Source organism: Pseudophaeobacter sp. EL27, assembly GCF_900313025.1.
GTDB lineage: Bacteria > Pseudomonadota > Alphaproteobacteria > Rhodobacterales > Rhodobacteraceae > Pseudophaeobacter.
The window spans coordinates 204,973-216,486 of sequence record NZ_OMPQ01000011.1 but is presented as its reverse complement, the minus strand read 5'-3'; the positions used below and the strand labels follow the sequence as shown (position 1 = coordinate 216,486).

Genomic DNA, 11,514 nt, shown 5'->3' with positions numbered 1-11,514 from the left:
GAGGTTCCATCAGCGCAGCTTTGCCAGATTTTCCGGCGTCGGCGCGGGCAGTTCTTTCAACAGCCAATCAGCCAGGGGGGCGAGGGCGGGGTGCTCCAAGCCGTTGATGACATGGGCCCAGACCCGTGGGATCAGATCGATGTAATAGGGCTTGCCAAAATCCTGCGACAGCCGGGCAAAGACGCCCAATATGCGCAGATTGCGCTGCACGCCGATCACCGCATAGGCACTGCGAAACCTTGAGGCATCCAACCCGGTGGCGGCGAGGTAGCGGTTGATCATCCGCGCCTCGATGGCGGCAGGCACATCTCGGCGTGCGTCCTGCAGCAGCGACACCAGATCATAGGCGCGATGACCAAGACGGGCGTCTTGGAAATCGATCACCCCAACCTGGGCCAACCCTTCGCGATCGGGCAAATACATCAGGTTCTGCACATGAAAATCACGGTGCACAAAAACCATATCGCCTTTGACATTCTGGCGCAGGATATCCTCAAACTGGTTTTCAAACCGGCTTTGCAGGTCGGAGTTCACCGTGCCTTTGATGCCGTTGCAATAGCGTTCGATCACCAGCGAGGACATTTCCGCCATGACGCGAGGCCCAAGCGGATCAAGACTGGGCATGACCTGTGATCCAGAGGTTTTATGCAGTTGGACCAGAAAATCGGTGGCCAAAGAGTAGAGCATTTTCTCTTGGCTGGGATCCTGGTTGAGCTGTTCATAAAACCGCTGATCGCCCAGGTCTTCGGTCAGCAGAAAGCCGTTATCTTCGTCCTCGGCGATGATGGCGGGTGCGCTGAGATCCAGAGAACGCAGGTAATTGGCGATACGCACAAAGGAGCGGATGGTTTCGCCGCTGGCGGGGGGGGAATCCATCAGCACCAGGCAGCGTCCGTCCGGGCTGGTCAGCCGCTGGTAGCTGCGCGCCGAGGCATCCCCGGCCAGAGGGGCACGAGACCACTCGCCGCGGCCGATACGTTGCAAGAATGCTGAAATCTGGTCGTCACGATCTGTCATTTTCAATCTCATCCATGCGGGTTTGCCATTTGGCGTCGCTCCAGCTGAAGCGTAGGTGACGGCAGTCTTCCTCTGCGGGATCCAGCGAGAGCGTAAGATACAGGGCATGTGCCGGAGTCAGCTCTGCCAGCCGGTCGGGCCATTCAATCAGGCAGATGGCCTCGTCAAAGGCCTCCATGAGGCCCAGCTCTTCAATCTCTTCAAGGGCGGAAAGCCGATAGAGATCCGCATGCCACAGCTCCCCCGAGGGGACATCATAGGTCTGCACCAGGGTAAAGGTCGGCGAGGGCACGTCTTCGGGTTGCACCATCAGTGATTGGATCAGACTGCGGGCAAAATGGGTTTTGCCGGCCCCAATGGGGCCCTCCAGCAACAGGCAGTCGCCGGGATGCAGCTGGTGGGCGAGCTGTTGCGCCAGTTCTGCCGTTGCCTCAGGAGAGGTTAGCCTGAGGCAAATCGGGGCAGGTGGCCCGGGTAAGGCAGAAGCGGCAGAGGGGGCTGGATCAGTGGATTGTGTCATGGCCGCACAATGCCTTCGGGCTGCGCCGCCTGCAAGCGCGAAGGGGCGCAGTCACCTGGTGGGTGATCGCGCCCCTTCGGGTCCTGGGATTTGGCAAAAGGCCCTAATAATCAGGCAGAGCCGCTTTGATCCGTGATGGCAAATTTCTGTTGATCCATCGGCGGCAGACCCGGTTCTGGTGTCTGGAAGCTGACCATAGTTGCGCCATTCTGGATTGCGGTCACCTTGCAAAGCAGCGGTGTGCCATCGCGCAGTTGCACCTGAGCCCACCAGGGCGTGCGCCCCTCACTGCCGGCAACAAAGTCGCGGATCTCACCCCAGGCTGGTGTGGCGCTACAGGTATCCTGCCAGACGCGGGCGGCATCCATGATGGATACTTTGGCAAAGCTGGCATCGGGGTCCATTTTCCACAGCTCATGATAGGTCTCGTTCGAGAAGGTCATGGTGCCGTCATTGGCAAAGACGGCAATGGCTTCGCCCATCTGATCCATGATCGACTGGCCCATTTCCAGTTCAGAGCGGAACTGACGGGTCAGGGTGACCTCGGCGGTGATATCTTCAAACAGGAAGGCAATGGCACCATCGGGGTGCGGGCGACCCGAGACTGAGTAAACAGAGCCCGAGGGCAGCGACCAAGTTTCCTGATAGCGACCTTCAGCGGCGGCCTCGAGCAGGTCTTCGATCTGGTGGCGCCAGCTGGAGTAGTTTTTTGGCTCGGGCATCATGCGTTGATCGCGCAGGCGGTCAAAAAAGGTCATTATCGTGGGCCGCGAGCTGAGAAAGCCGGCGGGCAGGGCGGTGAGGTCAATCAGCACGGGATTGAACAGCACCAGCTGACGGTTGCGGTCAAAGATCGCCAGACCGATTGAAAGCTGGGCAAAGGTTTTTGCCAATGTCTGTACAAAGTTACGCTGGGCGACCTCGGCATCGACCACGGCGTTGACATCAACCGCGTGGCACAGCCAGCCGGCCTCGGTTTCGGTGGTCGAGATATTATACCACAGGCGTTTGGTCGTGTCCGGCATTGGGATCGAGATACGCTCAGCCTTGCCAGTGTTTTTCGGCTCATCCAGATTGTCGAACAGGGGCTCGGAGAATTCAGCGTCACGGCCACGGATCTTATGGCTGAGGTCATCATAGGCGAGGTTGGACCAGGTCACGGCGCCCTCATCCGATTGCAGCCAAACCGGGTAGGGGGCCTGATGAACTGCTGCGCGCAGGGTGGTGAGCTCTTGATCCAGGCTCTTGTTCTGCTCTTCCAGAGTGCTGCGGCGCAGCTGAACGCGGGTGATACCGTCAATCCACTCGCAATGGGCTTCGCGGCTTTCGGCAGAGGCGGTGCCGGACAGAACCAGTGGACCAACGTCTTTGAGGAAACCGGGGCTTTGCGGCAGGCCGGGGTAGTTGCGGGCCAATTGGTCCCGCAGCATGTTCCAGCTGAAATGCTCGGCATGTTCGCCGATGAATTTGCGCGCACCCGTGGACCAGCCGATCAGATTGGTGTCATCAAAGAGAAACACCGCATCGGTGCGGCCATCACCAACCAAGAGATCCTGTTCCATCCCTTTGGAGCGCTGCTCTGGCGAAAGCCACCAAACGGCGACAGCCGCCGTGGCGCAGCAAAGTGTGGCCAGCATCAACCACTCGATCGAGATGATATTCTGCATATTGTCCTGCCTCTAGTCAGTCCTTGTTTTCCCTATGATGGCGCGTAAATGGTTAACTGTAGTTTAATTAATTACCTAAAAATGAATAGTTAAACTTCTATCCATTTATTTTCACCCTTCGGCACGGCGTTCTCGCCGACCAATGCGTCAATCTTGTCTCGTGGCCAGCTTACCTTGACGATGGCCCCACGCCGATCCTGCGGATGCGGCAGTGGTTTGCTGGAACCATTGGCAAAGGTTAACTCGGCTCCGGTACGCTCTAACAAGGTTTTGGCGATGAACAATCCCAAACCCATTCCCTGATACTCTGGTCGTTGTTTTCGGTCACTTTCGCTGCGTCTTTTCCGCATAAAGGGATCACCAATGCGGCCAATCAGATGCGAAGGAAAACCGCGCCCGTCATCACAGATTGTCAGACAAATGCGGTCGTCGTTCCAGACCGCATCAATCCACACGGTGGAGCGGGAGAAATCGACGGCGTTTTGCACCAGGTTGCGCAGCCCGTGAATGATTTCGGGTTTGCGCAGGATAGTTGGGTGCTGAAAACTGCCATCTTCCAGCGGCCCCTCCTCAAACAGGATCTCCTTGCCACGATTGAGGTGCGGCTCAGCTGCCTCATGAATCACAGTCGAGAGCGGTGCCTGGCGCAGATGCAGGTCATCTTTGCCAGCCCGGCCCATGTCGCGCAGGATATGGCGGCAGCGTTCGGCCTGTTCGCGGATAAGTTCGGCGTCTTCGCGCAGATCCGGCTGCTCTTCCAATTCGTCAATCAATTCGGCACTGGCCAGTTTGATGGTGGCAAGCGGGGTGCCCAGCTCATGTGCGGCGGCAGCCACCACGCCGCCCAGATCGGTGAGCTTTTGTTCTCGCGACAGGGCCAGCTGGGTCGCAGCTACCGCGTCGGACATGCGCCGCATCTCGGTGCTGATGCGAAAGGAATTGGCGCCCATGAACAGGATGGCGATGACGATGGCGGTCCAGTTGCCAAAGATGAACACATCGGGGATGCGCAGGATGAAGCCCTGAGCCGTGCGCAGCGGCATGTGAAATTCAGCCATCAAGGTCACCAAAATGATGGCCGTGCCACCAATGATCAGGGTCGAGCGCAATCCCATCATAGCCGCAGAAATGGTCACCGGGGCAAGTACCAGCAAGGCAAAGGGATTATGAAGACCCCCGGTGAGGTACAGTAGAAAACCCAGTTGCAGCAGGTCGAATAGCACCATCAGAAAGTTTTCAAACTCCGACAGACGTTTGTTTTCCGGAAAGAAAAAGATCGCCAGCAAATTGCCGATCACCGAAACACCTATGGCCAACAGGCACAGGCCGAGCTCAAGTTGCAGGTTATAGAGCACCTGCGCCACGGAGATTGCGATGAGCTGACCTAAGATGGCGATCCAGCGTAACATAATGAGGGTGCGCAGACGGATCCAATGACTGCGGTCTTCTCCCTGCATCAGACCAAATTGTGTGTCGCTCATGCTAAAGCTCCTGGAGCTTGGGGTGATTTGTCGCCGGTTCACAGGCCTGTGACCATCTGGTCGGCTTGCATTGCCCGCGTTTCTTGATAGGTCTGGCGGCGGAAACGATCAACTCTCCTCCTCCAACATAAAGTGTGATCACATGGCTCGCCTCTATTCAATTCTCGCTGTTGCATTTGTCGCCGCCCTGGCTGGTGGCACCTGGTTCCTAACCCGCGGTGGTGAGGCAGATCAGTTCGCCCAGTGTCGTGGTAGCTCGATTGCCAGCGGTGGCGATACAATTGGCGGCCCTTTTGAGCTGGTCAACAGCAAGGGCGAGACGGTGACCGACAAGGATGTCTTTACCGAGCCGTCGATTCTGTATTTTGGCTATACATTCTGCCCCGATGTCTGCCCGCTGGATGTTTCACGTAATGCCGAAGCCGTTGATGTGCTGGCTGAGCGTGGGATGAGCGCCACACCGGTCTTTGTCTCCATCGACCCAGAGCGCGACACTCCAGAGGTGGTTGGCGATTTTGCTTTTAACATGCATGAAAAGATGATCGGCCTGACCGGATCGCTTGAACAGGTCAAGGCGGCGAGCCGTGCCTATAAGACCTATTTCAAGCGCCAGCCCGGTGACGAAGATTATTATTTGGTGGATCATTCCACCTTTGCCTATCTGGTGCTGCCCGAGATTGGTTTTGTTGACTTTTTCCGCCGGGATGAAACCCCTGAACAGGTTGCGGACAAGGTCAGCTGCTTTGTCGAAAACATGTGACTGGAAAACATGCAGCAAAGATGAGCTGTTTGACCTTCCCAGCCGTGTCGCTAGTATCAAATTCAAGAATGTGCGTATAACTATACGCGGAACTAGGCGGAGAACCGGGCATGGCCGATAATGCATTGCAGGAAATTGGACCAGATAAGTCACTCTTGCTTGTCGATGATGATGAACCCTTTCTGCGGCGACTGGCCAAGGCAATGGAAAAACGCGGGTTTGAAGTGGAAACCGCCGGTTCGGTTGCGGGCGGCAGCGCCATTGCAACTGCCCGCCCCCCGGCCTTTGCTGTGGTGGATCTGCGCCTAGAAGATGGCAATGGGCTGGATGTGGTCGAGGTGCTGCGTGAAAAACGCCCCGACAGCCGGGTTGTGGTTCTGACTGGATACGGCGCTATTGCCACCGCCGTGGCAGCGGTCAAGATTGGTGCAACTGATTATCTGTCGAAACCAGCGGATGCGGCGGACATCATGAGCGCACTGCTGAGCGGCGATGACGAATTGCCGCCCCCCCCCGAAAACCCGATGAGTGCTGATCGGGTCAGATGGGAGCACATCCAGCGTATCTATGAGCTCTGTGATCGCAATGTTTCCGAGACCGCGAGGCGGCTCAATATGCACCGCCGGACGCTGCAGCGTATTCTGGCGAAACGCAGCCCTCGGTAGGGATCGGAATGTCACAGAATACCAGTGGGTCGAATATTGATCCGGACAGCCAGCCCCTGCCAACCGGAGGATGGTCCGAAGAGATACTTACGCTGGCGGATGCCTGTGTGGTGCCCCCCAAGGTAAGCGCCTTGGTGCAGCCTGCGGGGGTATTATACGCCGATGGCAGCTATTGCCCCGAAGCGGCGCTCTGGCGCAAATTTCGCCCCATCTCCATCGAACCGGAACATCCAAAAAAAGTCCGGGAAACCCTGCAGGGGCGTTGGCTCTGGGGCGGGGTGCTCTGGGCGCATTTTGGGCATTTCCTGGTCGAAAGCTCGTCTCGTCTTTGGGCTTTGCCGAATGTCGAAGAGGATATCCGCGGCATTATTTTTATTCCCAAACGACCCAAAGTTGGCAAAGATGTTCGCGGCTATCATCGGGAGTATCTCTCGCTTTTTGGCACGGATTTGCCCATTCAGGTGGTCGATACCCCCACGCGCGTCGAAGAACTGGTGGTGCCGGGTCAGGGTTTTGGCCTGGGCAAAATCACCGTGGGAACCCGCAAATTCCGCCGCACGGTGCATGATCGTTTTGCCACCCATGTGGAGGCCGAAGGGCCAGAAAAAATCTATATATCTCGCTCAAAACTGGGCCTGGGCAAGGGCGGGCTGCTGGGCGAAGAGCAGCTGGAAACTCTGCTAGAAGCCGAGGGCTATGAGATCTTCCACCCCCAGGAACACAGTCTTACGGTGCAGGTTGCCCGCTATAAGGCTGCTAAAAAGGTGATTGCCGCAGATGGCTCAGCGCTGCATCTTTTTGCCATGGTGGGCGGAGCAGAGCAGAAGGTAGCGATGATCCTGCGGCGTAGTTCCGGGGCCAACAATCTGTTGGCCAAACATGTTGAGAGTTTTTGCAAATGCAATCCAGTGGTGATTGGCGGTCTGCGCGCTGAGTGGGTGCCTGAAAAGGCCGGGAAATCCAACCGGTTGAGCTTTGGTGAATTGAATCATCAGGTGATTGGTGAAACGCTGTCGCAGCATGGTTTCATCTCTGAAACCGCCGCGTGGCAGGTGCTGTCAGAAGATGAGCGTAATCAGATTCTGCAAGACAAAGGCCTGGGCGGGCAGAGCGGTTTTGTCGAAGCCAAGCCAAAGCGCAAACGCGACAAAGCCTCCTGAGCGGACCGGCAAGTACCCCCAAGATTTCAGAGATGGTTCAGCAAATCCGCATGGCGGGCCACAAAGGCCTGACGCACCTGTAGCGGTGGCCTCAGCGCAATGGTCAGCCCCGCTATGACTTCGGTTTTGGGGCGACCAAACAGTTTGTTGGCTTCGGCTTCGGAAAAGCCGGCGATCTGCACGGCCTCCATCCAGGCGCTGACCTTATCTGCCCGTTTGATCTGTGCCTTGATGGTTTTTGGCAGCTGCGCGGGCAGACCAAATTTGATGTGAATGGCCGATGTCAGACGCTGATCCAACTCACTATAGCCGGGCCCTACGGCGGCTTTCACCGGGGAAATCATATCACCAATGACATATTCCGGGGCATCATGCAGCAGGGCGGCCAACTGCCATTTGATCGGTGCCTTGGGATACATGCGCGAAAACAGCTCTTCTACCAACAACGAATGTTCAGCTACCGAATAGGCAAAATCCCCCCGCGTCTGACCGTTCCAGCGCGCCACAAAGGCCAGCCCGTGGGCGATGTCGCTGATCTCGATATCCATGGGAGTGGGGTCCAGCAGATCAAGGCGGCGGCCAGAGAGCATACGTTGCCAGGCGCGGGCGGGTTTAGCGGGCATTTCGGGCGATCCAGTGAATTCAACTTGCTTCTGCCTAGCTGGTAAGGGGCTTGGACAAAAGCCATTTTGCGGTGCTCGTGACTGATCAGAGCTGCCTTACCTTGGGGGCGCCCAAGGGAAGTTGAACGGCCGTGAGATTGAAAATGCAGCCTTTAGACCCAATGTTTACTATACCGCAGGGGCCCAGGACGCCCAATTGGCATGGCCCTTTTTATGAGACGACGCTCAACAAAAAAGGAGTCTGTCATGTTTAAACGTCTTCTCTCTTCCGCCTTGATCTTTGGTATGGCGGCGATTGCCCCGCCCGCCGTTGCCGCCAGTTGTGCCCCCCGCGATGGGGTGGTTGAACGGCTGCAACAGGCCTATTCCGAGAGCCTGAGTGCAGGCGGGCTACAGAAATCTCAGCCGGTCGATACAGTGGTCGAAGTTTGGTCTTCGACGGAAACGGGCAGCTTTACGGTCCTGGTCACGCACCCATCGGGAATCAGCTGCATTGTCGCCTCGGGTCAGCACTACTTTGAAGTGGCCACTCCGGCAGTTTTGCCGGGACTACCAGGCTGATAGGCCACCAAAACCGTGTCATCCTTGGCCATCGTAAACTTCTGCCTCTTCATTGCGCCCATCTTCGTTGCTTATAAACCATTGCAGTGGTACCTGCGGCAACCAAGATAACTCGTAACCAGAACGGAGCGGACTATGGCCGAGGACTATATTGTAAAAGACATTGCGCTGGCTGAATTTGGTCGCAAAGAATTAGATATCGCAGAAACCGAAATGCCTGGCCTGATGTCGCTGCGCGCTGAGTATGGTGACAGCAAGCCTCTCAAAGGCTCGCGTATCGTCGGTTCGCTGCACATGACCATCCAGACAGCTGTGTTGATCGAAACACTGGTGGAGCTGGGCGCCGATGTGCGCTGGGCCTCCTGCAATATCTTCTCAACCCAAGACCACGCTGCTGCCGCAATCGCAGCCGGCGGCACCCCGGTTTTTGCGATCAAGGGCCAGACCCTGACCGAGCATTGGGACTACCTGGATAAATCCTTCATGTTCCCCGAAGGCGCCAACCTGATCCTCGACGATGGTGGCGACGCGACCCTCTACGTTCTGCTGGGTGCCCGTGTTGAGGCCGGCGAGACCGATCTGATCGAAGTGCCAACTTCGGAAGAAGAAGAAGCCATCTTTGCCCAGATCAAAAAGCGCATGGCGGCAAGCCCCGGCTGGTTCACCAAAACACGTGAAGCAATTCAGGGTGTTTCCGAGGAAACCACCACCGGTGTTCACCGTCTGTATGAGCTGCAGAAAAACGGCCAGCTGCCCTTCCCTGCGATCAACGTGAACGATTCGGTCACCAAGTCGAAGTTCGACAACAAATACGGCTGCAAGGAATCGCTGGTTGACGGCATCCGCCGCGCCACTGACACCATGATGGCCGGCAAAGTTGCTGTTGTTTGTGGTTACGGCGATGTTGGCAAAGGCTCGGCTGCCTCGCTGGCCGGTGCTGGCGCCCGTGTCAAAGTCACCGAAGTTGACCCGATCTGCGCCCTGCAGGCCGCCATGGACGGTTTTGAAGTTGTGCGTCTGGAAGATGTTGTGTCCAGCGCTGATGTCTTCATCACCACCACCGGCAACAAGGACGTGATCCGCATCGAGCACATGCGCGAGATGAAGGACATGGCCATCGTTGGCAACATCGGCCACTTCGACAATGAAATTCAGGTGGCAAGCCTGAAGAACCACAAGTGGACCAACATCAAAGAACAGGTCGACATGATCGAGATGCCCTCGGGCAGCCGTCTGATCCTGCTCTCTGAAGGTCGTCTGCTGAACCTCGGCAACGCCACCGGTCACCCATCCTTCGTGATGTCGGCCTCTTTCACCAACCAGGTTCTGGCTCAGATCGAGCTGTGGATCCGCGGTGAAGAGTACAAGAACGAAGTCTACATCCTGCCCAAGCACCTGGATGAGAAAGTGGCCCGACTGCACCTGGAGCGCATCGGCGTGAAACTGTCGAGCCTGACCCCTGAGCAGGCCGCCTATATCGGTGTGACCCCAGAAGGTCCGTTCAAGCCCGAGCACTATCGCTACTAAGATCTGATCCAGATCTGAAAACTACGCCATCCAAGGGAGACCTTGGGTGGCGTCTTTATTGGAAGACAGGCTTCCAGTTTGACAGAATTGGGTGCTCGGCACTGTCTTATTGTCTTCGATAGAACTTGCAGTTGTCGGCTGTGAGACGCTGAAGCATCAGCTGGTCTGGGGGCAAACAGTCCCAATAAAAATTGGAGTTCGGGCCCAGCCTGAAGGTCATCAGGACGTCGTGATGAACAAGCGCACAGTCAATTTCATGAGGAAGCAGGTCAATGTCGCTGTGTGAAACAGCCAAGATATTGCATTGCTGCGCTGCATCTTGAACCATGAGTTTGTACCGATGCTTTTGCCATTGCAGAAAAGCTGCTCCCAGCAAGCCTAAAATCGCAGCGACCAAGAATACCCGCTTCATAGCATCCGACCTTTGTTTGCTGACAAAATGAACGAACTAGAAAACTGTCAGACTGACCCCACTGCGTAAAGATCACGGAATGCCTTGGGTGGCGTTCTTTGCATTTTCAACGCTTGAGTGTTGTTTTCACTCACTTCTCTCTACTCAGTCCTTCCTCTAGATCGACTGGTGCTAACCAGGTCGAAAAACTCTTCGGCCGAAAAGGTTTCTGACTGACAGTCGAACAAGTCTTGGTGGAGGGTGACTGTCTGCTTTTGGGGGTCTACTTCCAAAGTAAAAGTGTTAAACGGCAGCTCAGCGTTGTTCTTCGTTTTCAACGTTTTTTGAACGCGCTGTTTTACCCAAGCGACACTCTCGGCAGCTTCCATGTCCAAATATGAGATTGCAATGTCTCTGTTGCTTGCTGTCATGGTTGATCTCTGTCCGATCCTTGTTGCCCATCATAAGAGCTTCAGAATATCTTCAGCGGGGAAAAGCAGGCAAAACTTTTCCTTTGTCTCTTCTCGATCTGGCGTTAGTCTTTCGTTAAGCCTCTGCAATTTCTTAATTTTGGCCGACGACAACACTGTAGCTGGAGAACGTTTATGGGTAAGAGAGACGATCTGATCGCGCAATATGCTGACGATCTGAAAAACAAATGCGGCATGGACGCAGATATGGACCTGCTGACCAAGGTTACTATTGGTTGTGGTCCCGCGATCTATAACGCTGATGCCTCTACCGTGGCCTCCAGCCAGGAGAGCGAGCTGGAAACTGTTAAAGACAACTTCCTGATCAAGAAACTTGGCCTGGCTGACGGTCCTGAACTGATGGAAGCGATTGGCAAAGTTGTGGAAACCTACGGCAAATCCGAGCGCAACAAATATCGCGCCGTGGTCTACTACATGCTGACCAAACATTTTGGCAAAGAATCCGTCTACGGTTAAGCCAAAAACAAAAATGTGTTCAGGCTTAATTGTCTGATTTATATGGTTAAAACTAATTTTTTCGAGCAAGGAACACTCGGCGGAACTGCCGAGTGTTTTGCATTTGAATGGTATTGTCCGCGCATAGGGTTTGCCAAAACAACCACAAGTAGGCTACCACAGAGAGACCAGCCAGGACGGCTAGGACGGAATTTT

At 55.7% G+C, this 11,514-nt stretch carries 12 protein-coding genes; 6 read left to right on the top strand and 6 right to left on the bottom strand.

Going from position 1 to position 11,514, the window contains the following annotated elements:
• Positions 1-9 precede the first annotated feature (9 nt).
• The 4 genes from ED661_RS13455 to regB form a co-directional block, all read right to left on the bottom strand.
• Positions 10-1,017, bottom strand: a complete 1,008-nt coding sequence (locus ED661_RS13455) for an aminoglycoside phosphotransferase family protein (RefSeq protein WP_122074431.1) — start codon at positions 1,015-1,017, stop codon at positions 10-12.
• Complete coding sequence (tsaE, locus tag ED661_RS13450; RefSeq protein ID WP_122074430.1) at positions 1,004-1,537, bottom strand: tRNA (adenosine(37)-N6)-threonylcarbamoyltransferase complex ATPase subunit type 1 TsaE; 534 nt, start codon at positions 1,535-1,537, stop codon at positions 1,004-1,006. The genes ED661_RS13455 and tsaE overlap by 14 nt, the downstream gene beginning before the upstream one ends.
• Positions 1,538-1,647: 110 nt before the next feature.
• Positions 1,648-3,204 carry a PAS-domain containing protein gene (locus ED661_RS13445; RefSeq protein WP_122074429.1) on the bottom strand — a complete coding sequence of 519 codons (1,557 nt, stop codon included), beginning with the start codon at positions 3,202-3,204 and terminating at the stop codon, positions 1,648-1,650.
• Between the two features lie 89 nt (positions 3,205-3,293).
• Complete coding sequence (gene regB, locus ED661_RS13440; protein ID WP_122074428.1) at positions 3,294-4,685, bottom strand: sensor histidine kinase RegB; 1,392 nt, start codon at positions 4,683-4,685, stop codon at positions 3,294-3,296.
• Between the two features lie 142 nt (positions 4,686-4,827).
• On the opposite strand from regB, the gene ED661_RS13435 reads away from it, so the two are divergent.
• From ED661_RS13435 to ED661_RS13425, 3 genes are all read left to right on the top strand, one after another.
• Positions 4,828-5,445, top strand: a complete 618-nt coding sequence (locus tag ED661_RS13435; protein WP_122074427.1) for an SCO family protein — start codon at positions 4,828-4,830, stop codon at positions 5,443-5,445.
• Between the two features lie 110 nt (positions 5,446-5,555).
• Positions 5,556-6,110, top strand: a complete 555-nt coding sequence (locus ED661_RS13430) for an ActR/PrrA/RegA family redox response regulator transcription factor (protein ID WP_122074426.1) — start codon at positions 5,556-5,558, stop codon at positions 6,108-6,110.
• Positions 6,111-6,118: 8 nt separating this feature from the next.
• A complete protein-coding gene (locus tag ED661_RS13425; protein WP_122074425.1) occupies positions 6,119-7,270 on the top strand; it encodes a DUF563 domain-containing protein in 1,152 nt (383 codons plus the stop codon).
• A 26-nt stretch (positions 7,271-7,296) separates the two neighbouring features.
• On the opposite strand, the gene ED661_RS13420 is transcribed toward ED661_RS13425, so the two are convergent.
• Complete coding sequence (locus ED661_RS13420; protein ID WP_122074424.1) at positions 7,297-7,893, bottom strand: HD family hydrolase; 597 nt, start codon at positions 7,891-7,893, stop codon at positions 7,297-7,299.
• 246 nt (positions 7,894-8,139) lie between these two features.
• Here ED661_RS13420 and ED661_RS13415 point away from each other — a divergent pair, with 246 nt between their 5' ends.
• Together ED661_RS13415 and ahcY are read left to right on the top strand one after the other, a co-directional pair.
• The gene (locus ED661_RS13415; protein WP_122074423.1) at positions 8,140-8,454 is read left to right on the top strand and encodes a hypothetical protein; all 315 of its coding nucleotides are present in this window, start codon (positions 8,140-8,142) and stop codon (positions 8,452-8,454) included.
• 135 nt (positions 8,455-8,589) lie between these two features.
• Positions 8,590-9,981 carry an adenosylhomocysteinase gene (ahcY, locus tag ED661_RS13410; protein WP_122074422.1) on the top strand — a complete coding sequence of 464 codons (1,392 nt, stop codon included), beginning with the start codon at positions 8,590-8,592 and terminating at the stop codon, positions 9,979-9,981.
• Positions 9,982-10,087: 106 nt separating this feature from the next.
• On the opposite strand, the gene ED661_RS13405 is transcribed toward ahcY, so the two are convergent.
• Complete coding sequence (locus ED661_RS13405; RefSeq protein WP_122074421.1) at positions 10,088-10,393, bottom strand: hypothetical protein; 306 nt, start codon at positions 10,391-10,393, stop codon at positions 10,088-10,090.
• Between the two features lie 584 nt (positions 10,394-10,977).
• On the opposite strand from ED661_RS13405, the gene ED661_RS13395 reads away from it, so the two are divergent.
• Complete coding sequence (locus ED661_RS13395) at positions 10,978-11,319, top strand: DUF2853 family protein (protein WP_122074419.1); 342 nt, start codon at positions 10,978-10,980, stop codon at positions 11,317-11,319.
• Positions 11,320-11,514: the final 195 nt, after the last annotated feature.

Bases quoted from the DNA above. Each gene is read 5' to 3' on its own strand.
- ED661_RS13455 (WP_122074431.1), bottom strand. From the start codon at position 1,017: ATGACAGATCGTGACGACCAGATTTCAGCATTCTTGCAACGTATCGGC.
- tsaE (WP_122074430.1), bottom strand. From the start codon at position 1,537: ATGACACAATCCACTGATCCAGCCCCCTCTGCCGCTTCTGCCTTACCC.
- ED661_RS13445 (WP_122074429.1), bottom strand. From the start codon at position 3,204: ATGCAGAATATCATCTCGATCGAGTGGTTGATGCTGGCCACACTTTGC.
- regB (WP_122074428.1), bottom strand. From the start codon at position 4,685: ATGAGCGACACACAATTTGGTCTGATGCAGGGAGAAGACCGCAGTCAT.
- ED661_RS13435 (WP_122074427.1), top strand. From the start codon at position 4,828: ATGGCTCGCCTCTATTCAATTCTCGCTGTTGCATTTGTCGCCGCCCTG.
- ED661_RS13430 (WP_122074426.1), top strand. From the start codon at position 5,556: ATGGCCGATAATGCATTGCAGGAAATTGGACCAGATAAGTCACTCTTG.
- ED661_RS13425 (WP_122074425.1), top strand. From the start codon at position 6,119: ATGTCACAGAATACCAGTGGGTCGAATATTGATCCGGACAGCCAGCCC.
- ED661_RS13420 (WP_122074424.1), bottom strand. From the start codon at position 7,893: ATGCCCGCTAAACCCGCCCGCGCCTGGCAACGTATGCTCTCTGGCCGC.
- ED661_RS13415 (WP_122074423.1), top strand. From the start codon at position 8,140: ATGTTTAAACGTCTTCTCTCTTCCGCCTTGATCTTTGGTATGGCGGCG.
- ahcY (WP_122074422.1), top strand. From the start codon at position 8,590: ATGGCCGAGGACTATATTGTAAAAGACATTGCGCTGGCTGAATTTGGT.
- ED661_RS13405 (WP_122074421.1), bottom strand. From the start codon at position 10,393: ATGAAGCGGGTATTCTTGGTCGCTGCGATTTTAGGCTTGCTGGGAGCA.
- ED661_RS13395 (WP_122074419.1), top strand. From the start codon at position 10,978: ATGGGTAAGAGAGACGATCTGATCGCGCAATATGCTGACGATCTGAAA.